The organism is Enterococcus sp. BWR-S5, from assembly GCF_016745255.1.
Taxonomy (GTDB): domain Bacteria; phylum Bacillota; class Bacilli; order Lactobacillales; family Enterococcaceae; genus Enterococcus_L.
The window spans coordinates 1-25814 of the sequence record NZ_JADOEQ010000028.1 but is presented as its reverse complement, the minus strand read 5'-3'; the positions used below and the strand labels follow the sequence as shown (position 1 = coordinate 25814).

The window sequence follows — 25814 nt, the reverse complement described above, 5'->3', positions numbered from 1 at the left end:
AGCCTTTATCTAGTATATCGAAAGGAGTTTTATCGCTAAAGCTACTTCTTCCACGCGCAGTACGCGTGGTTTTTTTGTTTCAATCACTTTAGTGATTGAAACCGACTAAAGTCATTAATAAAAGGAACCCTCTCTGCTGACTCTATGCAGAGAGGGTTCTTTTACAACTCAATCGTTTCCTTTTCCTTAGTAATCATTATGACACCATCACCTAAAGGAAGTAGGGAAGAGGTTAAATCCGGGTGGCTCATGACTGTATCCAAAAACTCATTCAGCTTGCGATGAATAGCACGTTTACTTCTAGGGATATCCTCTACAGGCTCAAGAATGGTTCCGCCTTGGAACACATCGTCTACCATCAATACACCGCCAACCTTTAACAGTCGCAGACATTCCGGTAAAAACTCAATGTATTTTGATTTCGCACTGTCCATAAAAATGAAATCATATTCGTCCTTGAGTTCAGGTAAAATATCAGCTGCCTGTCCTTCAAGCAACGTTACCTTATCTGTCAAACCCAATCGTTCATATGTTTTCTTCGCTTTTCTAATCATCACATCGAAACGATCAATCGTCGTTACATGCCCGTCCTCGCCAACATATTGCGCCATTAAGCTAGATGAAAACCCGATGGCCGCGCCAATTTCTAAAATATTTTTCGGCTTCAGCTGACCGAGGAAAAACTGTAAAAACACTACTGTTTCGTGAGGAATAACAGGGACACCATCGCGATGGGCCTCTTCTTCAACGACACCTAGTTCACCAGACAGCTTTTTTTGCCGCTCACGCATAAAGGCAACAAGCTCTTCTTTGACGACTGGTCGATGCATCATTTCATTACGCATTTCCTATACTACCTCTTCTTTATTTATTTCGTACGCTTAAAAAGAATCGTTTTCTTAGTAAAGTAAATCAATAAACTCTTCTTTTTCGATATTTCCAAAATATTTCTTTACGTCTATTTCAGAAACAGCTTCGCTGATTGCCGCTTTATCATATCGGATACCTGTCAGCTTCTTCTCGACATCGTTGATTTCCCCTAAACCAAAGAAATCTCCGTATACCTTAATTTCCTGAATCAAACCATCTTCAACATTCATCCGTACCTCGATGGAGCCAATCGGGAAACGGTGTCTGCGTTCCAAATTGAAGGATGGAGACTTTCCATAGTTCCAGTCCCAATTTCTATAATACTCATCAGAAATCTGATTAATTTTCTGCCAGTCATCGTCCGTCAGTTCATAGGTTTTCACCTCGTCCACTGAAGAAACACCAAAGATTTTCAATAGGATATCTTGACGGAACTCCTCTGTCGTCATATCCTGCTTTTCTTTCGGAAGAAATGGCTTGATATTCGTCACACGAGAGCGAATAGATTTAATCCCTTTTGACTCGATTTTATCCTTACGCACCTTCAGCGCATTAACCACTTCATTGATATCACTATCAAACATCAGCGTACCATGAGCGAACATTCTTCCCTCTGTTGCATACATCGCATTACCGGAGAACTTCATCCCATCGATAACCAAGTCATTTCTCCCTTTAAGCTCAGCGCCGGAAACACCCAGCTCATGTAGTGCCTGAATAATCGGTTTTGTTACCTTCTCAAAATCACGGAAAGAATTTCCATCATCCGGCATAATAAAACTGAAATTCAGGTTGCCGTGATCATGATAGACAGCTCCGCCGCCGCTTAAGCGACGAACAACATGTATCCCATGCTTTTCCACATATTCCTTATTGATTTCTTCGATGGTGTTTTGGTTTCGTCCGATAATAATTGATGGTTCATTAATATAAAAAAGTAAAATCGGTTCATCCAGCGGCATTTCCTTCAATAAATAAGTTTCAATAGCGAGATTCACTCGCGGATCATTATTTTCATTAGGTACAAATATCACTTGATTCTACTCCTTCTTCTATCTATTTTTCTGATTCATTCAACTATAAATCAATCACGAGATCCTTTTCAGCCAGCTGTACAGAAACCTGACTTCCGGCAGCCGTCTGAGCTTGCTCCTTTAACAGGTCTAAAGACCCGTGCTGAGGCAAATGAGTCAATATCAGTTTCTTAACACCGGCCGCCTTCGCAATCTCGCCCGACTCTTTCGAGGTGAAATGCGCATGATGCTTTTCATTGCCTTCAAAAAGATACGTATCCGCCAAGAAAACATCGGCATTCTCAGCAAAATCAATAAATGTGTCTAAGTAGCCGGAATCTCCTGTGAAAACAAAGACCTTGCCTGTCCGTTCTTCAACAAAACGCATCGCATAACAAGGAACAGGATGAATGGTCTTCATAAAGGTCACCAAAAACGGCCCCAGCTTCAATTCCTCCGCTTCAAAATAGGGAATTCCTTTTGAAACACCTTCCAGTGTCAGTCCGGAAAAATGCGCAGCATCCTCTGTATGACCATAGATTGGTAAGATTGGAATCGGAGTTTGTACCGGATAAAGCTGACGATAATACTGAAGGACACCTAAATCTGCAATATGGTCATGATGGTAATGGGATAGAATAACAGCATCCAGCTCAAGCGGATCGATATGTTCTTCCAAATTGATTAATGTTGTACTTCCAGCATCCAACAGCAAACGAAAGCCGTCTGCCTCCAATAAATAAGAGCTGGTTCCCTGCCCTTTATAAGGATACGCTCCAAGACAACCTAAAACAGTAATTTTCATGCTCTTTCCCTCCTGCTCCATTCTTGATTGTAGCGATTAGATACTTAGTTCTTTTTCGTCACGAGCCGCATCGTAGAAGCTGGCCAACGCAACATTGTTATAAGGAATAACCCATAGCAAACCGATTCCGATTGCCAATGCACCGACGATGTACCAGCCAATGAAAGACAGCTCAAGGAATACATACTGTTTGAAACGGCCCTTCATTAACGCAAGAGCTTCTTTTAGAACACTGCCAACACCCAGTTCCGGACGATCAATTCTTGTCCAAACAGCAAACTGGAAAACACCGCTGACAAACATTGACACCAACAGCATCAATAAAGAGAAAATAAACAGCACTGCTGCAAGAAGCAGGTCAGAGGCCATCTCACTTTGGTATTGAGCAACTGATACTGTATTGAACATCATGCCCATATAAATCGTTGCGCCAAAGGTAATCAAAACTGGTAGCAACACAAGCAGACCAACAATCAACTGAATCACATACTGAACAAGATTGATCAGCAGCATTGGAATGTAATACTCCCCTTTAAAAATGGAAAACACCATTCCCACCTCGATAGAGCGACCTCTAATTACATGTAGGGCTGCATTGTACAAGCCATAAGTCAAAGCAAAGAAAATCAGGTTGTTCAGTATAAAACTGATAAATCTTCCTCCGGCGCTGTCACTTGCCACTCCTGTTGTGTTGAAAATTAAGCTACTAACAACTGTTTCAATCAGCACACTAACCAAAACGATAAGTGCCATTTTTCCCCATTTACCGGAAAGCGCCTTTCTGGCCCTCTCCCTATGCATTTCATTTGTCATTCGATTATCCATAAAAAATTAACTCCTTTAATATTCTTTGATTTTACGTACAGTTTCCTCATCCAAACGCTTCACAACTTCCGTGACCAGCTTGACTGTGTTCAAGTAGTCATCTTCATGAATAATGGATGTATGAGAATGTAGATAACGAACCGGTACAGTAATCGCCAGAGAAGGCACACCGTTTCTTGCTAAGTGCATTTGTCCCGCGTCTGTTCCGCCGCCTGCAATCACCGTATATTGGAAAGGAATATTATTTTCTTCCGCAACCTTGATGACAAACTCCTTCAGCTTCTTATGAGGAATCATTGAGGCATCATAAATTAGGATTTGCGGTCCTTCCCCTAATACAGAATCAGCTTCTTCCGGTGTCATTCCCGGTGTATCACCAGCCGTACCAGTATCCAATGCAAAAGAAATATCCGCATCTACCAAGTTGGCACTTGTTCGTGCCCCTCTAAGTCCAACCTCTTCCTGGGCATCACTGCCGGCAAAGAGAATATTAGGATGGCCTGATTCTGCCAGATTTTCCAAAACCTTTAAAGAAACAGCTGTACCAATACGATTATCCCATGCTTTTGCCAACATGAACTTTGTATCATTCATTCGGCGATATTCAATATAAGGCGTAATCATGTCTCCGGGTCTGATTCCCCATTCCTTGACCATTTCATCGCTTGAAGCGCCGATATCGATGAACATATCCGCCATTTCATAAGGCTTGTTGCGCACTTCCTGAGTCAGTACATGAGGCGGTTTTGAACCAATTACGCCATGAAAAATTTTACCTTTGACAGTCGTAATCTGTACTTGCTGGGCAAGCATTACCTGCCCCCACCAGCCGCCAAGCGTTTGAAATTTGATAAATCCTTTTTCTGTGATTTGCGTAACCATAAAGCCGACTTCATCCAGATGACCGGAAAAATAAACTTTAGGCCCTTCTTTATCACCGACCCGTTTAGCAATGATACTGCCGAGTCCGTCATACATGATTTTATCAGCAAAAGGCGCTGCGTGTTTTTTGAAAACAGCTCTTACCTCATCCTCATTGCCCGGCACTCCATTTGCAGAGACCAGCTCAATCAGCAAATCCTCTTCACGTTTATCCAATACATTAGCTCCTCTCAAAAATCTTATCTAAAGTATTATAACATTCATTCCCTAATTAAAAATAGAAAAAGCAACAGTTCACTCACTCGCCGATTTTTCAGGCTCTACAGTCAAGAAGAGAGACCTGTATAACGAAATGCTCCCTCTCAGAAATACACCTTTCAAGAAACCTACTTTCCTCCGCTTAGCTCGTCGTTCTCGACAATCCAACAATAAATTCTTGAGGTCAGCACATAGTATAGAATGTATATCAAAATCAACAGCCCACAGGAGATATAAGCCAAACGATACCCGGAGCTTGGCACTAATTGATTGAATAGATGTACTGCAAAAAAAGCATGGAAAATACCGAGAAGCATTGGCAAAAAGAAAATAATAATGTTCTGTTGATAGACAAGTCTGCGTACCTGCTTTTGAGGAATTCCCAAGCGCTCAAGTAAGCGATAAGTGGACCGTTCCCTCTCTGCTTCGGCAAATTGCCGCACCATTAAAACACTGCCGGAAATGATTAAAGCGAAAATTCCGAGAAACAAAACAATATAGATTAATGCTCCCAGCAATTTTCTACTATAGACTAAATCTGTCTGGCGATCGGTATAATTTAAGGTCCAGCCTTCCTTCTCCGTATCAACTGCCTCACTTCCAGTCTTTTTAGACGTTTCAGAAACATAGCCTGTAACCTCACCACCGCTTTGGATGATGTCATAATAAATGGGGAACTGCCATTCCTTAGCAAACTTCTTAGACAGCTGCTCAGATAATTCAGACCGCTGACTCCTTTTAACATTAAAGGCCATCAAGCTATAGGGAACACCGTTGTCTATACTATCAAACAATTCATCCGTAACAACCAGGGTAGGACGATTGTAACGAAGCAGCGGATCTCCTAAATAATCTGCCATTGTCTCTGTTGCTTTTAGCGTTGCTCCTCCCACTAATTGAAAAACCGAATCATAACGCAGCAAGGATTGTGTCCGTTGAACAAAAAGAATGGCTTGCTCATCATCTGATAAATTAACTGTTTTCAAATATGGATTAATCTTCTGATATGCTCTGTAATTTGTCAGTGAAAGAAGATTGATTGGGTCTTCACTGGTCGTTTTCTCTTTGCCTACATAGTAATGGTATTGACTCCCAACTGATTTAAACTGCAAAGCCACCGAGTCGACAAGCGCCCCCTGCAATCCGATACTGCTCTCTACCGACTCATACAAGGCGCGATTCACAATAAAGTCTGTTGGATTCATCGCATTAACATTATCAATGCCCAAAGTATAAAAGGTAGCTGAACCGCCGATAAAGCCTAAGGAACAGGCGATAAAAATGGTGATTGTCGTTAGGGTATTACTGCCCTTATACAGATGAAGACGTGTATTCCCCGCAACCAGCATCGACAGCCCTTGATAGTACCCACCCTTTTTCTTGATAAAAAGATGAATAAAAATATGGATTGTATACTTAAAAAACAGATAGGTTCCAGCTCCGCACAGCCCGATTAGTACAAAGGGCAGTAGCAAGAAACCGATCGTTCCTAATAGCGGATCAAAAAGAAAGGTAACCACGTTCAACGACAGGACATAGCCACCGATAATCAATAAGATACCCAGTACGCCTAAAATCGCTTGTCGAATGGTCAATTCCTTGGCTTCAATGATAGGCCGCTCTTCCTGCTTGAAAAAACCGGATAAACGATAGGAATAAATCAAATACGCGCTGTGCAAAGAAACCATCAGCAATAACAATAAAAAAACAAGAACAGTGTCTACTATAGAAGGAATCGAAAAATTCACTGCGCTTTCCACATTCAATACCATTACCTTAATTAAAATCATGGAAAACAGCTTTGAAAAGACAATGCCGAAAAAGATACCAATGACTAATGCTGCAAGTCCTAAAATATATATCTCGGAAAAAAACAATCCAGCTATTTGTCTTTTCTTCATTCCAATCAGCTGATAAATACCGACCTCCTTCGCCCTGCGCGTGAAGAAAAACCGATTGATTGTGAACATAAAACTCAAAATCATCACGGCAATCAACAGTGCACCAAAACTCAGAAAAGCTTTCAATGCAACTTCACTGCCTACACTATTCAGCAGCACTTGGTCATAGGTGATCGCATTGAAGCTGTAATAAATGGCCACAGCAAAAATCATACCTATGAGATAAACGACATAATGATAATAACGGGAACGGACACTTTTCCATGACAGCTTAGAAAGCATCAAAACGTTTGCCACCTCCAATCGTCGCCTGCATATCAATCACTTGATTGAAGAACTCTTCTCTCGGACCCTGACGAACAACCTCAGAAAAGAAGGCGCCATCCTTGATAAATATAATCCGATTACAATAACTGGCTGTATAAGGATCATGTGTAACCATCATAATAGTCGCATCATCCTGTTGATTGATATCAGTCATATATTGTAGTAGCTCAGCAGCAGATTTAGAATCCAGAGAGCCCGTCGGTTCATCCGCAAAAATAATTTGAGGATTGGTAATTAATGCACGTGCTGCCGCAGCTCGCTGCTTTTGCCCAATTGAAACAGTGTTCGGATAGGAGCTTAGAATTGATGTGATATTCAAAATACTTGCCACACGAGTCAACCGTTCCTCCATTTCCTTGATTGGTCGATGCTCTACAGCAAGGGGTAATAGAATATTGTCCTTTATATTTAAAGATTCTACCAGGTTGAAATCCTGAAAAATAAACCCTATTTCCTTACGGCGAAAATCACTCAGCTGATTGCTTCTCATATCTAAAATACTCTTACCATTTATCTTTACACTTCCAGCTGAAGGCAGTTCTATTGTGGAGATTACATTTAGAAGCGTTGATTTTCCTGCGCCGCTGGGACCCATAATTCCAACAAACTCTCCCTTTTCCACCGAAAAAGAGAGATTATCTAATACGGTTACCTTATTAAGCAGATAACCGTAAGTCTTACTTATATGTTGAACATCAATAATTTTTTTCATCGTTCCTCCGCCTATCAAATGTATTATATTTATTCTACCAATATTTTCTATAACTGAACATTCTTTCGTATTCCTTGGTCTTTCACTTTTGTAAGCTCGTTAAGCTTTTTGACTATCTTTTCACAAAGTGATAGATAAAACACGACTAAATCGGCAAAAATAATCTGTTCATTCAGAGTATTTCAAACAAAAAGAAGCATTTGCCAACAAGTCATTTTTTTCCCTGTCTCGACCTTCAAAAATAGTTTTGTCATTGAATCCGCTTCGCTAATTTTTTTTTGGCTACTGGGATTCTTTCAAACCTTTATACGGCTTGCTTTCATAGAATTTTCAGGAAGGTTACACACTATATATAGATGTTTTTTGCTGTTTTTTTAAAAAAATAACACTATATATAGTTGAAAGAAAAAAGGAATTGTTTTATGATAGATGAGGAATAAGTCATCGAGGAGTTGGAAATTTATGATGGAAATTGGACAAAAAGATGTATTAAGCACTGACACTTCATCTCTATATGATATGAAGATTATTAAGAGAGATGGACGGCTGGTTGATTTTGATGACCAAAAGATTTATGATGCTTTGATCAAAGCTGAGCAAAAAATCCATGGTCGACTAGAACCCCTAGCACATGAACGTATCCAGGAAATCGTAGAACGTGTTGATCAGGAAATTTCCGAGCGTTTTGTTTCTGATGTAAAAATTTATGAAATCCAAAATGTTGTTGAACATATCCTTTTGGAGCGAAACGAATACGCACTTGCAGAAGAGTATATCAACTACCGCACTCGTCGTGACTTCGAGCGAAGCAAAGCAACCGACATCAATTTCACTATTGGCAAGCTATTGAACAAAGACCAAGCAGTGGTTAATGAGAATGCGAATAAGGATAGTGATGTCTTCAATACACAAAGAGATTTAACTGCCGGTATCGTCGGAAAATCAATTGGTTTGAAAATGTTGCCTGCTCATGTGGCAAATGCACATCAAAAAGGCGATATTCATTACCATGATTTGGACTACCATCCATATACGCCAATGACAAACTGTTGTTTAATTGACTTCAAAGGCATGTTAAATAATGGATTCAAAATTGGGAATGCCGAAGTTGAATCACCAAAATCAATTCAAACAGCAACTGCACAGATTTCACAGATTATCGCAAACGTTGCTTCAAGTCAATACGGCGGCTGTTCTGCTGACCGTGTTGATGAGCTATTGGCACCATTCGCTGAGCTAAATTACTTCAAGCATCTAGCTGATGCAAAAGAATGGATTGACGGCGAAGAGCGCCAAGAAGAATACGCAAAAGCAAAAACCAGAAAAGACATTTATGATGCCATGCAAAGTCTGGAATATGAAATCAACACCCTATTCACTTCTAACGGACAAACACCATTTACTTCTCTAGGCTTTGGTCTGGGAACAAACTGGTTTGAACGTGAAATTCAAAAAGCCATTCTGCAAATCCGAATCAACGGTCTGGGCAGCGAAAAACGAACAGCAATTTTTCCAAAACTAATCTTTACCCTTCGCAGAGGTGTAAACCTGAATGCAGAAGACCCAAACTATGATGTAAAACAATTGGCATTGGAATGTGCTACAAAAAGAATGTATCCCGATGTTCTGAGCTATGATAAATTAATCGAACTGACAGGAAGCTTCAAAGTGCCAATGGGCTGTCGTTCATTCTTACAAGGCTGGAAGGATGAAAACGGTGAAGAAATCAACGTCGGACGGATGAACCTTGGTGTGGTAACACTGAATCTTCCTAGAATTGCACTGGAATCACACAGAAATATTGAAAAATTTTGGTCACTATTAGAAGAACGCTTGGAAATCATGAAGGATGCCTTGGTGTATCGCGTGGAACGCTGTAAAGAAGCAACACCGGCAAACGCACCAATCTTGTATATGTATGGCGCATTTGGCAAACGTCTTTCAAGAAAAGATTCTGTCAACGAGCTGTTCAAAAATAAACGAGCAACCGTTTCTATGGGATATATCGGTCTTTATGAAGTTGCTGCTGCCTTCTTTGGCGGTGAATGGGAAGACAATTCGGAAGCGAAAGAACTGACTTTAGATATCCTGAAATACTTGAAATCCCATGCAGATGCTTGGGGCAACAAATATGGCTATCATTTCAGCGTCTACTCAACACCTAGTGAAAGCTTGACTGACCGTTTCTGTCGCTTAGATGCAGAAAAATTCGGCTCTGTTGAAAATATTACAGACAAAGAATATTACACAAACAGCTTCCATTATGATGTTCGAAAAAATCCGACACCATTTGAAAAATTGGATTTTGAAAAGGATTATGCACAATACACTTCAGGCGGATTCATCCACTACTGTGAATACCCTGTATTGCAGCAAAATCCAAAAGCACTTGAGTCCGTTTGGGATTATGCGTACGATCGCATCGGTTACCTAGGAACAAACACACCAATCGATCACTGTTACGAATGCGGATTTGAAGGAGATTTCCAACCAACAGAACGCGGTTTTGAATGCCCTCAATGCGGCAATCATGATCCAAAATCCTGTGATGTTGTCAAAAGAACATGCGGCTACTTAGGAAATCCTCAAGCTCGCCCGATGGTTCATGGTCGTCATAAAGAAATATCTTCTCGTGTAAAACACATGAAGTAAGAACGAAAAGCGGAACAGACCGGAAGCTTCTGAACACTAAGCTCGAGTCAGACACCTAATCGGCTAGCTCTTTTTACTGATGGAACTGCTTCTTTAAGTGAAGCAGTTCCTCTCAGCCTTGCTTCGCATACCATTCTACTAAAAGTTACTATGCAAGTAGAACTGGCAATGCTTTTCATCATTGATGACAAGTTATCTTATTACCGAGGAAGCTAGTCTGTGCAGCTAGACAAGTATAAAAGCTGAACGAGTCGCTTAGCTCATGAGCGATATAGCAAACTGATTCAATGATGAGGTTTTCATCATTGAATGCAGTTTGTCTTATCGTCGATTGAGTTGACTCGTGAAGCTAGACAATAAGAAGTGCTGAAAAGGAACGGTTGCGGAGTATCTGCTCCGTTCCTTTTACTATCGATTGAGCCGCAGCAAGCAGAAGAGCATGCTCCACCAAAAGCCGCGATGTCTGTTTCGGCTTATCTGTTTGCGTCTCTATGCAGCTCTACAATACTTAGCAACATAAATAGGGAAGCCTCCACCGTTTAGATGAAAGACTTCCGTTTGGTTCTCCGGCTTAGGAGAATCATTGAAAGGATGGTCAATGAATGAATAATCCACACCCAAAAGAATGGCGCGCAGAAGACTACAGCCAGAACTATATTGCCGATTATAAAGCCTTCAATTTTGTTGATGGCGAAGGAGTTAGAAACAGCCTTTATGTCAGCGGCTGTCTGTTCGCCTGTGAAGGCTGCTTCAATAAAGCTGTTCAGAATTTCCGCTACGGCAAACCTTTCACACAGGAATTAGAAGATACAATCATTGAAGATTTATCTCATGATTACGTTCAAGGGATGACATTGCTGGGCGGAGAACCGTTTTTAAATACAGAGGTCTGTCTGAAGGTTGTTAATCGCATCCATCAGGAATTCGGTACTAAAAAAGATATCTGGTCATGGAGCGGCTACACCTTCGAGGAACTATTGTTAGAAACACCGGATAAGCTTGAGCTGCTTGATAAAATCGACATCTTAGTAGATGGCCGCTTTGAGCTCAGCAAACGCAACCTTAACCTCCAATTCAGAGGAAGCAGCAACCAACGAATTATTGATGTCAAAAAATCATTAGCAAAAGGTGAAGCAGTCATTTGGGACAAATGCCACGATGCTGACACCTCTTACGAGCAAATCAAAAAATCCAAGCTGATTTAAGCTTGGATTTTTTGATTGTAACGATTTATCATCCTGTAAATTGGCTATTTACATTCCTTTTCGAAAATAGTGGAGTAGCTATCATCGCCGTATTTCTTCTTTCCAGTTCGAATGAAGCCGCACTTCTCATAAAAATGATGATTCGTCAGAGAGTAATCCGGTGTTTCCAAGACCCATTTTTTGCATGACTGCTGTTCTTCCAGCAACTGCCAAGCTTTTGTGCCAAAGCCTTGATTGATATATATCGGAAGCAGACAAAATTTCTCCAAAGTGCCCAGTGTGCCAACTACCGAAAAACTGAGAAAACCAATTCGTTTTTGATCTACAATAATCGTATAAATGAGTAAATCTGCTGTCCTCAACATTTTTTCAGCCAAGGTACCATCATCATACCCTGGAGGACCATCCTCCTTTGTATCCGTGCGATGAATCGCAGTATCATAATTAAATGCGGCTGTCATCACCTCTGTCAACCACACCTTGTCTGTGTATTCCGCCTTTTTAAAAATCATTTTTTCTCCCTTTAGTCACTCAATCTATGTATCCTCTGTTTCTGTTATTTCCTTCTCCCACAAAGGCAGAGTAATATTTTCATATGCTAATGGGTCTAGTGTTGTCAACGTGATGCCTAACAGTCTGATGCCATTTTCCAAGCCGCCAACCTCTTCCCAAATAAGGTTTGCCTGATAAAACAACTCCTCTTTTTCTACAATATAATGAGGCAGTGTTTTCCTTTTAGTGATTGTTGTGTAATCCGTGTAACGCACCTTCAACACAATTGTTTTGCCATGTCTCTGCACACGACGCAATGATTGTTCCACCTTATCCGCCAGTGTGCGCAGCTGCGTAGTGACTTCATTTTCAGTAGTCAACGGTGTGCCATATGTATGCTCTTTCCCTACGGATTTTCGATCTCTGGTTGTACTGACCGGTGAATCATGGATGCCTCTAACTTTTCTAAACAAGGAGTACCCCATCTTACCAAAATGGCGAATCAAAGTCATTTCATCCATATTATATAAATCTTCCCCAGTATAAATACCCAGCTCATTCATCTTCGGTACAGTCTTTTTACCAATTCCATGAAATTTCTCAATGGGAAGCGACTTTAAAAAGCCTTCTGCTTCATCCGGTAAAATCACTGTCATGCCCTTAGGTTTCTGATAATCAGAAGCCAGCTTTGCTAAAAACTTATTGTAACTAACTCCGGCAGAGCAGGTCAGCTGCAGCTCCAACCAGATGTCCCGTTGAATCAGCTTAGCAATCTTAATAGCAGACTTACTTCCAATCTTATTCTCGGTTACATCCAAATAAGCTTCATCAATTGATACGGGCTCAATGGTATCCGTGTATCGTCGAAAAATCTCCCGAATCTGCTGCGATATTTCGGTATATTTCTGATGGTCTCCAGCTTTGAAAATAGCTTGAGGACATAGCTCAAAGGCCTTTTGGGCACTCATTGCCGAATGTATGCCATACTTCCTTGCTTCATAATTGGCCGTAGTAACAACCCCTCGACCACCTGTATCGCTAGGATGTCGAGCAATAACTAACGGATGTCCGACAAGCTCCGGATGGTCTCGTTCTTCTACAGAAGCAAAAAAAGCATCCATATCAATATGAATAATTTTTCTTGATGTATCTTTTTTTAGTGGAAACCGCAGTTCGCTCATCTTCTACCCTCCCTTTCTCCCTATTATAAACGAACGTTTGTTCATATTCAATCTATATAAATTTTAAGAAAAAATATGCTGTTTCTAATATTTTTCTGTATGTAAAAACAAGAATCGATTCACTTGTGGCAATTTTCTTCTCCACTGTTAGAACATACTAAAAAGCACAGAAGCAAATACGCTTCTGTGCCATTCATTTTATGAGATGCCGTATATTTCAATCGCAGATAGCTGATTTCCTGAGGTCGGTTCCTGTTTTTCCGCCCACAGAAGAATACAACAAGACATGGACAAGGATTTGTTTTATCGTTGCCTGGGATTTCGTGTGTCTATTATCAAGTATATGAATGCCATCTGCATTTATTTTTACTGTTAGATTGCTTTATTCCCTCGTTCTCGTGTTCGAATACGGATAACCTCTTCGATAGGATAAACGAATATCTTACCATCACCAACTTCTTCCGTCTGGCAAATATCCAGAATAAGTGTGATGATTGCTTCTACCTCTTCATCATTTACCACAAAGCTGACTTTTACTTTTGGTAAGAGCGTCGTAATTACCTCTTGACCACGCACATATTCCTTCAATCCCTTCTGCTGTCCACAGCCTAAAACCTGGGTCACCGTCATGCCGCTGGTTTCTACTTCGTGATCGATTGTATATTTCAATTCCTCCAGTTTCTCTTGCTGAATGATTGCTTCTACTTTTTTCATCTGTACCTCTTTTCCGGAGCACTGACTATGCAGTAATAAAAGATTGGCTTCCGCTAGCTTCACAGACACGCCCTTTCTCACTCCAAAATTTTTATAATTAAAATGGGGAATATAAGTGTTTACTCTTCCTACAGATTTTTTCCTCTAAATAGCTTTCTAAGAATCTAAGCCCATAAAGGTTGGATAAGCTGTTTCATCATGTTCGATTCTATCCATACCCAACGCTTCCTCTTTCGGTGTTACACGAATCGGCATAAATAATTGAATCACCTTGATAATGACAAAGCTGGCCAAACCTGCAAACAGGAGGGTGAATAGGATGCTTTCTATTTGAGCAACAAACAGCTGTGTTTCGCCGTAAATAAGTCCCGTTTTTCCACCAACCGAGGCGTCTGCAAAAACACCAGTCATAATCCCACCAAATATCCCGCCAATTCCATGACAGCCAAAAGCATCTAATGCATCATCAAACCCAAAACGATGCTTGATTACTGAGATAAAATAATAGCAGAACGGACTAACCAATGCACCTATCACTAACGAGCTCCAAAGGGAAACAAAGCCTGCTCCCGGTGTGATAGCCACTAGTCCGACAACCGCTCCGGTACAAGCACCAACAACTGTCGGTTTTCCGATAGTCAGCTTTTCAATCAACATCCATGAAAGCATAGCACTTGCTGCTGCCGTGTTTGTTGTCAGTAATGCATGGATTGCCAGACCATCAGGAGCTAAAGCAGAGCCTGCATTAAACCCAAACCAGCCAAACCATAACAATCCGGCACCTAAAACGACAAATGGAATATTATGCGGTCGATACTCTGTTTGTCGGTATTCGCGTCGCTTCCCTAATACAATAGCTAATACCAGTCCTGAGATACCGGAGCTGATGTGAACCACATTACCTCCTGCAAAATCAACAGAGCCAATCGCATCCAAAAAACCTCCGCCCCAAACCATATGAGCCATCGGGTAATAGACGATGATTGACCAAAGCCCAATAAATAGAAAAATTGCAGAAAACCGCATTCTGCCAACAACCGAACCCGTAATGATTGCTGTTGTAATCAAGGCGAACATCATCTGGAATGCCGCAAACAATCCTTCTGGTATGCCGTCCCCTTCAGTCATTGATACATGATTAAAAAAGAGCTTATCAAAGTTTCCAACAAAGGATTCTTCCCCGCTGAAAGATAAAGAGTATCCTAAGATAATCCATAATACAGACGCCAAGCCCATTACACAAATGACCATCATCATCGTGTTAAGAATGTTCTTCCTTCTCTCCAACCCGCCATAAAAAAATGCCAATGCCGGAGTCATTAAAAATACCATTGCTGTGCAGATAATAATAAATGCTACGCTTGCCATATCCATTGCCCGATCCCTCCAATTTCAATTTATAATCAACCTTCATTTTGATTATGTTAGATATTCTAACATCGTTTTTTTCTGATTACTAGAGAAAAGCAACGGATTTTCAAAATTTTCTGAATTTAGTTACTATCGACGTTATAAAAACTCACACGCAAATGTTTTGTTTTGCGATAATTCGGAAAACTACTACAAAAAAAGAGCTGGGCATACATGTCCCAACTCCATTAATTTGAACCAGCAGTACGACATAAATATTCATCGTCTGCCACTGTTATTTCTGATAAAATCACTCGGTATGATACACCTTATAGACTTCCTGTTTTTTCACACCTCTAACCTTCGCAGCTTCCTTGATTGCTTCTTTCGAAGACAAACCTGTTTCAATCAGCTGATTGACATGCTCGATAATTGACTCAGGAAATACAAGCTGCTCTTCCTCCGCCTGACCACCTGAAACAATAAAGCAGCATTCTCCTTTAATTGTATGCTCAGACAAATAGTCCACCAGCTCTGCAATCGTTCCACGTAGATACTCTTCATGGAGCTTTGTCAGCTCTCGGCACAATACAGCCTGCCTTTCTTCACCATAAACAGGCAGCATATTTTTCAATGTCGCCGCTACTCTGTGAGGGGATTCATAAAAGATTTGTGCGGAAGGCAACGTCTTAATTTCTTCAAAGACAGCTTGCTGCTCCTTGGCTTTCCTAGGCAAAAAGCCATAAAAAGTAAATGGCTGAGGAGTAATACCGGAAGCAATCAATGCCGTAATACCCGCTGAAGCACCAGGCAATGCGATTACATCAATCTCATGCTCGATACACGCAAGAACCAGTTCATGTCCTGGATCACTGATTGAAGGCATCCCCGCATCACTAACCTGTGCAAGGGTTTCGCCATTAGCTAATCTTTCAATTAACTGAGGAATCCGCTCTTTATAATTATGCTCATGGAAACTAATCTGTGGTGTATCAATTTCGAAATGAGTCAACAGCTTCTTCGTATTTCGTGTATCCTCGCTGGCAATTAAGTCAGCTTCTTTCAGACTGCGAATACAGCGAAATGTCATATCCTCCAAATTGCCGATAGGCGTTGGAACAAGATAGAGCTTCCCTTTGACACCTTCTGTATAGCTTTTTTGTTTCTGCATCATTACCTTCAACTCCTCACTTCTTCAATATAAACAAAACGACAGAAGCTATTACCCCGGAAATAATTCGAACACCCGAAAATGCTTATTACAGCTTCTCAGGGAATTCAGCTTTACTTCTCGGAGCGCATGACTTCTGTCCCGATTTTTTAATACAGTTTATTTATTTCGTTCGCCATAAATAACATCCAGACAAAACGCACATTCTTCATCGTTTTCTCTACGAGAGCCGTACAAAATATTACATACATGAAAGCCTTCTTCGTACAACTTTTCGAGATTCATACGCGATTTTGACAATTCCTGTTTGGAAGAGTCTGAATCGGAAGAGGCTTGAGAAAGCTGATTCAGCTCCTGTAAATGCTCTCTTAATCGTTGGTTTTCAATCTCCAATGTCGTATTCTTTTCAACAAGCTCATGGAGTCCTTCTTTCATCTCAGCTAAGCGGAGCAATGTTTCTCTCAGCTCAACCTCTAAGGAACTAAAACCGTCATAAAGGGATCGTTTGTCCATGTCATTCACCCTTCTCTGCGGCAGCCTGTTGCATTGCTTCCTTAATTTCTTCGTATTCGTATTCAACCGGTGTCTCTTTGCCGAACAAGCGAACTTTGACGATTCGGCTCAATAGGTTTAAGCCGATAACCTTTCCTTTGCCATCTGGAGTCAAAACTTCTTTCCCATAATCAGGCAATTCTTTTTTCGCTGCTTCATATTCATCGTTTTCATATTTAAGACAGCACATCAAACGGCCGCATAGACCGGAAATCTTGATAGGATTCAATGATAAACCTTGATCCTTTGCCATCTTAATTGAAACGGGAACAAAATCACCTAAAAAAGTAGAACAACAAAGCTGACGACCACAAGGACCAATACCACCAAGAATCTTCGCCTCATCTCTCACGCCGATTTGACGCAGTTCGATTCTAGTTCTGAATATGGCAGCCAAATCCTTCACTAATTCACGAAAATCGATACGTCCATCAGCCGTAAAATAGAAAATCATTTTACTTCTGTCAAATGTATATTCTACTCGAATCAGCTTCATTTCCAGCTTATGTTCACTGATTTTATCCTTTGCAGTTGAAAAAGCGGCCTCCGCATCTTCCACGTTCTTCTGTTCTTTTTCCAAATCCTTGGAAGTTGCTTTATTTAAAATCGGTTTTAACTCCTCAGGTAAATCCTCAGGGTCAATAGATTTCTTCGGTATAGCTACAGTCGCAATCTGCTTTGACTGTTGAGATTCTACGAGGACTTTTTCTTCATAGACATACTCTGCCTTACCTGGAGAAAAGTAATATATATGTCCGGCATCTCTGAAACGAACGCCTACTACTTCAACCATTATTATCCTCCTATAGCTAATTTAGGGTGTATCATTCGTATGACCAACTGCTCGCAGACACTTTGCCAACTGACGTTTGCCTCCCATTTTTGGTAAGCAGTCAGAATTACTTCCACTCGCTCAGAGGTTCTTCTGAGTTCAGTTCGAGACCGCCCACCAGAAACCTGCTGCACAAGTAATTGGCGATAATAGGCCAGCAGTAAATCAAATGCCAGCTTTTGTTGATCCTTTTCTTTGAATACCTTCACCATCTTTTTTTGCACATAGATGAATGCTTGAAGGTCATCCTTTTCAAGATAATCAAACCACTGTTTAATGATTTCCCTAGCCTCATTAAACCATTCATCACGAGAGATTTCAACCGCTTTAGTCAAACTATTTGTCAATGCTGCCAAAAGAGTCGCGGTTTTCTCACCAATCCCTTCATCTTTTAATAAAGACACCATTTTCTCCCTATCTAATGGTTGAAAATGAAGGACCTGACAGCGGGATTGAATGGTCGGAAGGATTTTTCCGATGGATGCTGTTTCGAGAATCGCAACAACCTTCCCCTCCGGCTCTTCCAAAAATTTCAGCAGACTGTTTGCAGCACCGATACTCATTTTCTCCGCCTGTTCAATAATAAAAACTTTCTGCTGCGTCTCCATGCCGCTTTTGCTGTACTCAGTTTTCAACTGACGAATCTGATCAACCTTTATCGTTTGCCCCTCTGGTCTGACAAACAGAACATCAGGATGTTCATTTTCATTGATACGTGTACAGTTGACACATTGATTACACGGATTTCCGTCTATTATGTTCAGACAGAAAATACGTTTCGTCAACCATGAAGCAAAGGCTCTCTTTCCTGTACCTGCATCCCCTTCAAAAAGATAAGCATGGGCAACACGACCATGCTCAAAACTTTTTTGAAGCTGTTTGTACAATAACGGCTGCTGCTGTTCCAGCTGTTGATATTCTTCCATACTCAATACTGGTGGAACCCTTCTACAGGCAGAACAAAGACTGTTGCGCCGCCCACCTCAACCTCTACAGGATAAGGAACCTGTCCTTCCATCGTAAGATCAAGAGTCACAGGAGCGGAAACATACTGCTTACGTGATTCGCAGGTCTTTTTAATCAACTCAAGCGCCTCTTCTACACGATCATCATCAATCCCGATGATAAATGTGCTGTTTCCTGCTTTCAAAAAACCGCCTGTTGAAGAAAGCTTTGTCGCCCGAATATTTGCATCAATAAATTCATTTGCTAAACGATTACTGTCTTTGTCTTGAACAATGGCTAAAATAATTTTCATAGGACATCACCTTTCTAGTTTCTGAAATAATCTGGGTACCGCTTGATAATCGCCTGAAAAGTAGCCTCAACCACTGACTCCAAGCTCATCCTTGCATCAATTTTTTGAATCCGTTCAGGATTTTCTTCTACTAATTTCAAATATTCATGTCGTACTCGCTGATGGAATTCCAACCCCTCTGAATCCAAACGATCATATTGATTTTGCCTGTGGTTTTGAATACGGCGCAACCCGGTATCTGAATCGACATCCAAATAAACCGTGAAGTCCGGAACTGTTCCTTCAATCGCAAATTCATTGATTTCAGCAATCGGCTTCACACCAATTTTTCTGCCGGCGCCTTGGTAAGCCAATGAGCTGTCTACAAAACGATCACATAAAACAACACAGCCCTCTTCAAGTGCCGGTAATACTTTCTCCACTAAATGCTGTCGTCTGGCCGCCGCATAAAGCAATGCTTCTGTCCGCTCATCCATTTCCATATTCTTCGGGTCTAAGATTATCTGACGAATCTTCTCAGCAATCGGAATCCCTCCCGGCTCCCGAGTTTTCACTATTTTCTGTGTTGCCGCAAGTGCCAATCTCGGATATAACTCCTCCAGCACACTTGTCTTTCCGGCTCCATCTGGTCCTTCTATTGTAATAAATAATCCCTGCAAAACGTCTCTGCCTCCATGCTCACTTTAACTGACTCTCTCAAAGCTGATTTATTAAGTTTATTTTACTTGAAAATGAGAACTCTGTCTAATATCCCAATTATAACTCTCGACGACCTTCTACGGCTTTCAGCAATGTTACCTCATCGGCATACTCAATATCACTGCCTACAGATAAGCCATGAGCCAGACGTGTCACCTTGATGCCGGCAGGCTTAATCAATCTGGATAGGTACATAGCTGTCGCTTCGCCTTCTGTCGTCGCGTTCGTTGCAATAATCACTTCCTGCACTTCATCATCATGAAGCCGTTGAATCAAGGATGGGATATTAATATCTTCCGGCCCGGTTCCTTCCATCGGTGACAGCACGCCATGAAGTACATGATACAAGCCATGGTACTCTCTGACTTTCTCCATAGCCATCACATCTTTCGACTCTTCAACTACCAATATTGTACTTCTGTCACGTGTCTGATCTTTACAAATATCACAGGGATCTTCCTCAGTGATATTGCCGCAGACACTACAAAAATGCAGGTCTCTCTTTACACTAATCAAGGATTTGGCAAACGTGTTGACATCCTCTTCCTTCATATCTATCGTATAAAAAGCCAGACGTGTTGCTGTTTTCTGACCGATACCGGGCAGCTTCATATAGCTTTCGATTAGTCTGGCTATTGGTTCTGGATACTGCATACTTCTCTATACTTCCTTTCGTATCAAGGGTTTATGCGCTTAAATTTGTTACCAGCAGCAGACTACTGACCTCAACTGCCTGCCATATCTTTTCCACTAAAGATTTCAACCTTAGGTTACAGCTTTCAACAGCTACTACCTACTATAAGTTTGTCTTTGTTATACACATTTTTTTGCTTGAAAAATCAATTTAAATCTTTTTTTGCTACAGCTTCCATTTTAACATATTCTTACAGGCAAAACCAAAAAGCATTACTTCATTTCCCCTTGATAATGCTTTCATCTCTTTATTTTTTTCTTGCCAAACCTACATAACCAAGACAACAACAATATCAATAAGATAAAAGGCTCAGAAACCACAATGTGATTCCCAAGCCCCTTTTGATTACCTTTCTATATCCTCACTTTCAACAGGTCGTTCCTTCAACTCGGTCTCCGTATGAAGTGCGAAACCAAAGTCCTCACCTTCTCCAAAGGAAAAGCTGGACAATAATGACTCCTCTTCCTGATGGGCATGGATAGTCTCTTCCTCAATCCCTCCAACGGTTTCTTCCGTCAACGTCGTCTCAGAAGACAATGTTGACGATTCCTTTGCAATTGTAGGTGATTCTGTTCTTGTTTCTTCACTGATTGGTGTGCTATCCGCAGAAGCAGTTTCTTCCTCCACTGTACTCACAGGTGTTGGCTTCGGTAATTTTGGCTCTGCGCCACTGCTATCGCTCGGCGTTTGATAGAACGGATCATTCTTACGTCTCTTCAAGATAAAGAGATACCCACCAAAAATAAGCAAGCTTACACCGGAGATACCACTGCCTAAAAGCAGACCTTGTGGCAGGAACACAAACTCCACTTCATGAGTACCCTCTTCCAACTGAACCGAAAGAAACGCGTCTCTAAATGGCGTAATCTCCGCTTCCTTTCCATCCACATAGACCTTCCAGCCCTTGTCATAAGGAATCGTCGTAAACAAAATCGGATCGTCTTTGGTGACCGTCACAGTGGCCTTTGCCTTCCGCCCGCTTACCTCGAAGTTCACCCCTTTGTCCAGAATCGCTTCTGCCGCTTCCGTGTATTCTTCAATGTCTAATAAGGCAATATCCGGGGTTAGGAACTGGGCCCGAACGGTATCTGACAGCTCAATCGTGTACTCGACCTCGGTCTCTTCCTCATAATAGCCCAGGTTGTAGTATTGACCGGTCATGTTAATCCGCGTCTGCTGTTTTACACCGTTGACCGTCAAGATGACCTCGGCACTCTTCAGGTCATCATAGTTCAACGGATACAGGCTGAAATAGGCCTGCTTGTTCTTTGGAATCGTCGCTTTCCACGTCAAACGCATCGGCTCCTTTTCCTTTTTATCCGTTTTGATATAGGTCACCATCTGATCGGCATCTTCGATGGTCACATGCTCCGTGTCCACCAGCTCCGGATCAATAAAAGTATAGTAGTTCTTCTTCTGATTCGCCAAAAGATTGAATAAGGAGGTCTGATTCTTACCTGCCCCATCCACATACAAATCACGGTCCGTCATCACCCCAAGAGGCATTGCATACTGGTTTTCATACAGGACATATTCACCAGACTCGTTGATTTTCTTAAAGCCGTATTTATTGATTTCTTCCTGTGAGAGATTGTACTTAATCCCTGAAATCATATCCATCAAGATGGTGTTGTTGCGGTAATCATTCTGAAGATTCGTTCCCCAGGAACGATACCCCAGCTCATGCAGGTAAGACAGGGAATTACGGTTTCGAATCGAGGAGAACATCCCCACTCCGCTGTACCCATAATTCAAGCTGTCGTTCTTCGTTAACATGTGCATGGTTTCCATACGGTAGAAGGAATCATTGTCTTCTTTGGTCTGTGCCACCAGCCCACTGATATCGTCATAGTGGTACAGGTAACGATTCCGTGCCGGATACACCCATTCCTTTTTGATGCCTTGGAAAATCACATAGGTGTTCACACCGGCCTCGACACTAATCAGGCAGAGAAACAGTACCACCCATAGCTTGCCCAATGTCTTCTTTTTCAAAAAGACCCGTAGGAACAACAGGTACAGAAACAGAAAGACCAAGGTCATGATAAAGGAGAAGACGGTAATGTAGCGGTACGTATCGCCAAAGGAGACATAGACCCGCACGCCGACAAAGAGGAACACCAAGCCCAATACCAGATTGCTCATCCGATCAAAGGAGGCCTTCGACAGGTGCTCCCAGCCATAGCCCGCCAACAGAATCACTAGAAACGACAGCACAAAGCTGTAGCGGAATAGAAACATATTCGGCGCATGAAGCCCCTGCCAGAACAGGTTCAGCGGTTCAAAGTAAAAGCTGAAAATCACAAAGGCGCCCAAGGCGCTATACGCCAGCTTTTCCTTTAAGGGAATCTCTTTGACTGTGTAATAATACACACAGAGAATCAGAGACCACAGCCCGATAAAGACAAACGGCGTGGAGCCGAACTGAGTTGTATCATAGACCCCCACAAAGTTTTTCACAAACAAATCCAACACCCCGGTGTCTTCTGTTTTCAAAGACGTAATCGCGCTCAGGGCTTCCCCGTTGTTTCTCAAATCCAGAATGGTGGGCAGAATCACCGGCATCGAAGCGCCCCCTGCCAACAGGGAGGTCCCCAGATAATCCCCCACCTTGCGTTTCCAGTCGCCGCTATCAATTACCAGACGCGTCAGGAAATACAGGAAGGAGAAGAATCCGACAATAAAGGCCATGTAAAAGTTGGTGACAAATAACAGGAGGTAGCTGACAAACAGCACCAGCGGTTTCCGTTGCTCCAGCACCCGATGAATCCCCAAGATGACCAGCGGCAGGTAGACAAAGGCATCCAGCCACATAATCATTTCAGAAAACGCCAAGGCAAAGCTCATCAAGGCATAGGAAATACTCAGCGCCGGATAGCCCCAGCGGGGCAGTTTGAAGGTGCCCAGACTGAACACCGAAAAAGCTAGTCCGGAACAACCAAATTTCAATAAGGTCAAAAAATACAGGGCATCGGGAATTTGACTGTTGTCAAACAGGTACACCAACGGTGTAAAAATGCCCCCCAAATAATAAGAAATAAACGCCCAATAATTCAAGCCAAACGACACATACCAGCTGTAGAAGATACTCTCCGAGCCCTTCATCATGGTATTGTAGCTGGCTAAAAAGTTCGACAGCTGGTGAAATGAATCACTGGCCATGATGGTTCGATTACTTCCGGGATAAATCCCAATCATCAAATATACCCCTGCCAAAATGACTATCGGCAGAAAAAAACTAAGGCCCAGTATCCAGCGGTTTTTCGCCAGATAACGGACACCCTTCCATTGTGTTGGTTTCATTGCTTTCCTCATTTCTTCCGTTTTTTCAGTGGCCTCAGCTGACACGCCCAATGCTTGTCAGGGGAAAATAGCGGAACACCACGACCCCTTCAATCTGGTCGGACGTGATAAGCCCCATCTCCCGACTGTCACGGGAATTGCCTCGATTATCGCCTAAGACAAAATACTGATTGGCCGGTATTTCTGTTTGCGTGCCAATCGACTGAACCGCCTCCGGACTGAGCAGCACCGTTAAGGCCCCATCCGGCAGTTGCTCCGTGGAAAATGTTCCTGCCTGGCTGCTTGGCTGTTGTTTTGTTTCGGTTTCATACAAATACAGGCGATTGCCGTCCAGATGCAGGCGATCCCCCGGCAGTCCGATGATCCGTTTCACATAGGACTCCCCAGCTTTGTCTGCCGGTTCAAAGGTAATCAGCTCATAACGGGCAAAGGTCTCGGTCCGTCGGACCAGCAGCCGGTCGTTGTCTGCCAAGGTTGGCACCATCGAAACCCCGTCCACCTGACGGGTTCGAAAGTTCAAGAAGAACAGCAGCACAAGGACGACTATCAGCCCTAACACCACATAGCCTCGACGTAGTTCCCGTCGTTGCTGCTCCTGTTGCTTTCGTTGTCTGATTTCTTGTTTTAACCGACGGTTTCGCTTCTTGGGGCGAACACCGCTGGTGGGTACTTTTTTTGGTTTTCTCTCAGTGGTTTGGTTCATTCGTCGTGTCTTCCTTCTTATAGATACGTCATTTCATGCAGCGGCAGGACCTTCATCCGAACCACTCCAATGATATCCTTTTTATGAATCACGCCATAGCTGCGGCTGTCTACGGCAAAGGTTCGATTGTCTCCCAACACAAAATAGCTGTCCTTGGGTACCGCGTCCTGACCGGTCACCTGACTTAAGCGAAAGTCTTCAGTGAACTGTTGGTCGTTTTGCCGAGCTTCCTTCAACGCCGTGTTCAAAAAGCGCTCCACCTGTTCCTGCTCGTTCAGATACAGCACATCTGCTTGATAATAGAGCCGATCACCGGGCACCCCAATCACTCGACGAACCGACAGCTCGCCGTTCGTCGGACTGCGAAACAGCACCAAATCAAAGCGTCGAATTTCTTTCAGCTTATTAACAAAGACTGCATCGCCGGCATTCACTGCCGGCGCCATCATATAACTGTCCACCGAATAAAAGGTAAAGGTAAACAGGGAGATGACATAAATCAGCCCCATAGCTAAAAACAGGCTCAAAAGAAGCTCGCCGACCAGTCGTCTGCCTCTTTTGACCCCCGTTGGTCGCTTTCGGCCGGTTTTCCTGCCGCTTGATTGTCGCTGCTTTTTCTTCCGTCGGTGTGTGGAAGCCTTGGCGTTGCCTGTTTTTTTAAGCGCTGTGTCAGACAGAGAAGACCGACGGTCTGTCGTCGGCTTCTTGTCTGTCCGCTTTTGCCCAGAAGAGGGGCCGGTCTTGCGTTTCTTTCGCTTCTCATCCTTCATTTCATCGATCCTCAGTTTGTCTTTTTCAGTGAGTCTTCGTTGATACTGAAATGCTTAAGTACCTTTGTTTGATGGATACGAACCTTTTCAAGATCCGCTTCCACTTCTAGCCGTGCTTCTTCGTCAGTCATCAATGTCTCTGCTTGGGTAAAGAGATTCACCCCAAGCTCAGACATATAGGAATATTGTCGGCTTAACAATCGCTGGCCTTCTTCCGATAACCGTTGGCTGGGAATGCGCGTTCCGTAACTAGACAAACGTCCGGTTAAATCCCGCAGACGGGCAGCTGCTTTTTCAGGATTTGCCAAGGACTCTTCACTACCCAGTTCCCCTTCAATCGTTGCCACTAAATGATACCCCTGAACAATCGCATTGGAGTCTTGTTCTCCCAAGCGATGGGCTTGATAATAGCGGGAATAGAAAGCTCCTCCCCCCAGTGCGCCTCCAAGTACCAGCAATAAAAGAGCGAAACGGAACTGACGCCATTGCTGCGTTTTCATCTTTTGTACCCTACGCTGTAGCTTTTTCCGCTTCTTCTTGTTCTTGATGCGCTTTTTTTGCAGTCCTGCACGTTTTCTTCCCGTCAGGAAGCTTTGAATGAACAGGATCAGAACAAACAGCCCACAAAGGATCGCGGCGGATAAC

24 protein-coding genes are annotated in these 25814 nt (G+C 42.4%); 2 read left to right on the top strand and 22 right to left on the bottom strand.

Annotation, left to right across the window (positions count from 1 at the left end):
* Positions 1 to 161: 161 nt before the first annotated feature.
* From IW510_RS20840 to IW510_RS20810, 7 genes are all read right to left on the bottom strand, one after another.
* A complete protein-coding gene (locus IW510_RS20840; protein WP_202063054.1) occupies positions 162 to 845 on the bottom strand; it encodes an O-methyltransferase in 684 nt (227 codons plus the stop codon).
* Positions 846 to 899: 54 nt separating this feature from the next.
* A complete protein-coding gene (locus tag IW510_RS20835; protein ID WP_202063052.1) occupies positions 900 to 1904 on the bottom strand; it encodes a lipoate--protein ligase in 1005 nt (334 codons plus the stop codon).
* A 43-nt stretch (positions 1905 to 1947) separates the two neighbouring features.
* Positions 1948 to 2688 (bottom strand): MBL fold metallo-hydrolase, encoded by a 741-nt coding sequence (locus IW510_RS20830; RefSeq protein ID WP_202063050.1) that lies wholly within the window; start codon positions 2686 to 2688, stop codon positions 1948 to 1950.
* Between the two features lie 36 nt (positions 2689 to 2724).
* Positions 2725 to 3513, bottom strand: coding sequence for a DUF975 family protein (locus IW510_RS20825; protein WP_202063048.1), 789 nt, complete (start codon positions 3511 to 3513; stop codon positions 2725 to 2727).
* A 15-nt stretch (positions 3514 to 3528) separates the two neighbouring features.
* Positions 3529 to 4611 carry a M42 family metallopeptidase gene (locus IW510_RS20820; protein ID WP_202063046.1) on the bottom strand — a complete coding sequence of 361 codons (1083 nt, stop codon included), beginning with the start codon at positions 4609 to 4611 and terminating at the stop codon, positions 3529 to 3531.
* Positions 4612 to 4781: 170 nt separating this feature from the next.
* Positions 4782 to 6836: an ABC transporter permease gene (locus tag IW510_RS20815; protein WP_236674848.1), complete on the bottom strand. Its 2055-nt coding sequence runs from the start codon at positions 6834 to 6836 to the stop codon at positions 4782 to 4784.
* Positions 6826 to 7593 carry an ABC transporter ATP-binding protein gene (locus IW510_RS20810; protein WP_202063042.1) on the bottom strand — a complete coding sequence of 256 codons (768 nt, stop codon included), beginning with the start codon at positions 7591 to 7593 and terminating at the stop codon, positions 6826 to 6828. Before IW510_RS20810 ends, IW510_RS20815 begins: the two co-directional genes overlap by 11 nt.
* A 462-nt stretch (positions 7594 to 8055) precedes the next feature.
* Here IW510_RS20810 and nrdD point away from each other — a divergent pair, with 462 nt between their 5' ends.
* Positions 8056 to 10245 (top strand): anaerobic ribonucleoside-triphosphate reductase, encoded by a 2190-nt coding sequence (gene nrdD / locus IW510_RS20805; RefSeq protein WP_202063040.1) that lies wholly within the window; start codon positions 8056 to 8058, stop codon positions 10243 to 10245.
* Positions 10246 to 10847: 602 nt separating this feature from the next.
* Positions 10848 to 11450, top strand: coding sequence for an anaerobic ribonucleoside-triphosphate reductase activating protein (gene nrdG, locus IW510_RS20800; protein ID WP_202063038.1), 603 nt, complete (start codon positions 10848 to 10850; stop codon positions 11448 to 11450).
* Between the two features lie 44 nt (positions 11451 to 11494).
* Here nrdG and IW510_RS20795 read toward each other — a convergent pair whose 3' ends face one another.
* From IW510_RS20795 to IW510_RS20725, 15 genes are all read right to left on the bottom strand, one after another.
* A complete protein-coding gene (locus tag IW510_RS20795) occupies positions 11495 to 11962 on the bottom strand; it encodes a GNAT family N-acetyltransferase (protein ID WP_202063036.1) in 468 nt (155 codons plus the stop codon).
* Positions 11963 to 11986: 24 nt separating this feature from the next.
* Positions 11987 to 13123, bottom strand: a complete 1137-nt coding sequence (gene dinB / locus IW510_RS20790; protein WP_202063034.1) for a DNA polymerase IV — start codon at positions 13121 to 13123, stop codon at positions 11987 to 11989.
* Positions 13124 to 13495: 372 nt separating this feature from the next.
* Positions 13496 to 13837, bottom strand: coding sequence for a P-II family nitrogen regulator (locus IW510_RS20785; RefSeq protein ID WP_202063060.1), 342 nt, complete (start codon positions 13835 to 13837; stop codon positions 13496 to 13498).
* A 156-nt stretch (positions 13838 to 13993) separates the two neighbouring features.
* On the bottom strand, positions 13994 to 15211 hold the full coding sequence (locus IW510_RS20780; protein ID WP_202063032.1) for an ammonium transporter: 1218 nt from the start codon (positions 15209 to 15211) through the stop codon (positions 13994 to 13996).
* A 286-nt stretch (positions 15212 to 15497) separates the two neighbouring features.
* On the bottom strand, positions 15498 to 16358 hold the full coding sequence (gene rsmI, locus IW510_RS20775) for a 16S rRNA (cytidine(1402)-2'-O)-methyltransferase (protein ID WP_202063058.1): 861 nt from the start codon (positions 16356 to 16358) through the stop codon (positions 15498 to 15500).
* A gap of 159 nt (positions 16359 to 16517) precedes the next feature.
* On the bottom strand, positions 16518 to 16871 hold the full coding sequence (locus IW510_RS20770) for a DNA replication initiation control protein YabA (protein WP_202063030.1): 354 nt from the start codon (positions 16869 to 16871) through the stop codon (positions 16518 to 16520).
* 1 nt (position 16872) lies between these two features.
* On the bottom strand, positions 16873 to 17703 hold the full coding sequence (locus IW510_RS20765; RefSeq protein ID WP_202063028.1) for a PSP1 domain-containing protein: 831 nt from the start codon (positions 17701 to 17703) through the stop codon (positions 16873 to 16875).
* A 2-nt stretch (positions 17704 to 17705) separates the two neighbouring features.
* Positions 17706 to 18668 (bottom strand): DNA polymerase III subunit delta', encoded by a 963-nt coding sequence (gene holB, locus IW510_RS20760; protein ID WP_202063056.1) that lies wholly within the window; start codon positions 18666 to 18668, stop codon positions 17706 to 17708.
* 2 nt (positions 18669 to 18670) lie between these two features.
* On the bottom strand, positions 18671 to 19000 hold the full coding sequence (locus tag IW510_RS20755) for a cyclic-di-AMP receptor (RefSeq protein WP_086348936.1): 330 nt from the start codon (positions 18998 to 19000) through the stop codon (positions 18671 to 18673).
* A gap of 14 nt (positions 19001 to 19014) precedes the next feature.
* On the bottom strand, positions 19015 to 19659 hold the full coding sequence (gene tmk / locus IW510_RS20750; RefSeq protein WP_202063026.1) for a dTMP kinase: 645 nt from the start codon (positions 19657 to 19659) through the stop codon (positions 19015 to 19017).
* Between the two features lie 97 nt (positions 19660 to 19756).
* Positions 19757 to 20353, bottom strand: a complete 597-nt coding sequence (gene recR / locus IW510_RS20745; RefSeq protein WP_202063024.1) for a recombination mediator RecR — start codon at positions 20351 to 20353, stop codon at positions 19757 to 19759.
* Positions 20354 to 20738: 385 nt separating this feature from the next.
* Entirely contained in the window at positions 20739 to 23696 is a 2958-nt protein-coding gene (locus tag IW510_RS20740; RefSeq protein ID WP_202063022.1) for a YfhO family protein, read from the bottom strand.
* 34 nt (positions 23697 to 23730) lie between these two features.
* Positions 23731 to 24399, bottom strand: a complete 669-nt coding sequence (lepB, locus tag IW510_RS20735; protein WP_202063020.1) for a signal peptidase I — start codon at positions 24397 to 24399, stop codon at positions 23731 to 23733.
* A 17-nt stretch (positions 24400 to 24416) separates the two neighbouring features.
* Positions 24417 to 25169, bottom strand: a complete 753-nt coding sequence (gene lepB / locus IW510_RS20730; protein ID WP_202063018.1) for a signal peptidase I — start codon at positions 25167 to 25169, stop codon at positions 24417 to 24419.
* An 11-nt stretch (positions 25170 to 25180) separates the two neighbouring features.
* Positions 25181 to 25669: a hypothetical protein gene (locus IW510_RS20725; protein ID WP_202063016.1), complete on the bottom strand. Its 489-nt coding sequence runs from the start codon at positions 25667 to 25669 to the stop codon at positions 25181 to 25183.
* Positions 25670 to 25814: the final 145 nt, after the last annotated feature.

Excerpts from the sequence above, each read along its gene's own strand:
- IW510_RS20725 (WP_202063016.1), bottom strand. The coding sequence starts at position 25,669 with ATGAAAACGCAGCAATGGCGTCAGTTCCGTTTCGCTCTTTTATTGCTG.
- nrdD (WP_202063040.1), top strand. The coding sequence starts at position 8,056 with ATGATGGAAATTGGACAAAAAGATGTATTAAGCACTGACACTTCATCT.
- IW510_RS20840 (WP_202063054.1), bottom strand. The coding sequence starts at position 845 with ATGCGTAATGAAATGATGCATCGACCAGTCGTCAAAGAAGAGCTTGTT.
- IW510_RS20740 (WP_202063022.1), bottom strand. The coding sequence starts at position 23,696 with ATGAAACCAACACAATGGAAGGGTGTCCGTTATCTGGCGAAAAACCGC.
- holB (WP_202063056.1), bottom strand. The coding sequence starts at position 18,668 with ATGGAAGAATATCAACAGCTGGAACAGCAGCAGCCGTTATTGTACAAA.
- recR (WP_202063024.1), bottom strand. The coding sequence starts at position 20,353 with ATGCAGTATCCAGAACCAATAGCCAGACTAATCGAAAGCTATATGAAG.
- IW510_RS20795 (WP_202063036.1), bottom strand. The coding sequence starts at position 11,962 with ATGATTTTTAAAAAGGCGGAATACACAGACAAGGTGTGGTTGACAGAG.
- IW510_RS20815 (WP_236674848.1), bottom strand. The coding sequence starts at position 6,836 with ATGCTTTCTAAGCTGTCATGGAAAAGTGTCCGTTCCCGTTATTATCAT.
- nrdG (WP_202063038.1), top strand. The coding sequence starts at position 10,848 with ATGAATAATCCACACCCAAAAGAATGGCGCGCAGAAGACTACAGCCAG.
- IW510_RS20825 (WP_202063048.1), bottom strand. The coding sequence starts at position 3,513 with ATGGATAATCGAATGACAAATGAAATGCATAGGGAGAGGGCCAGAAAG.
- rsmI (WP_202063058.1), bottom strand. The coding sequence starts at position 16,358 with ATGCAGAAACAAAAAAGCTATACAGAAGGTGTCAAAGGGAAGCTCTAT.
- IW510_RS20830 (WP_202063050.1), bottom strand. The coding sequence starts at position 2,688 with ATGAAAATTACTGTTTTAGGTTGTCTTGGAGCGTATCCTTATAAAGGG.
- IW510_RS20810 (WP_202063042.1), bottom strand. The coding sequence starts at position 7,593 with ATGAAAAAAATTATTGATGTTCAACATATAAGTAAGACTTACGGTTAT.
- lepB (WP_202063018.1), bottom strand. The coding sequence starts at position 25,169 with ATGAAGGATGAGAAGCGAAAGAAACGCAAGACCGGCCCCTCTTCTGGG.
- IW510_RS20785 (WP_202063060.1), bottom strand. The coding sequence starts at position 13,837 with ATGAAAAAAGTAGAAGCAATCATTCAGCAAGAGAAACTGGAGGAATTG.
- IW510_RS20780 (WP_202063032.1), bottom strand. The coding sequence starts at position 15,211 with ATGGATATGGCAAGCGTAGCATTTATTATTATCTGCACAGCAATGGTA.
- IW510_RS20755 (WP_086348936.1), bottom strand. The coding sequence starts at position 19,000 with ATGAAAATTATTTTAGCCATTGTTCAAGACAAAGACAGTAATCGTTTA.
- IW510_RS20765 (WP_202063028.1), bottom strand. The coding sequence starts at position 17,703 with ATGGTTGAAGTAGTAGGCGTTCGTTTCAGAGATGCCGGACATATATAT.
- lepB (WP_202063020.1), bottom strand. The coding sequence starts at position 24,399 with ATGAACCAAACCACTGAGAGAAAACCAAAAAAAGTACCCACCAGCGGT.
- IW510_RS20770 (WP_202063030.1), bottom strand. The coding sequence starts at position 16,871 with ATGGACAAACGATCCCTTTATGACGGTTTTAGTTCCTTAGAGGTTGAG.
- dinB (WP_202063034.1), bottom strand. The coding sequence starts at position 13,123 with ATGAGCGAACTGCGGTTTCCACTAAAAAAAGATACATCAAGAAAAATT.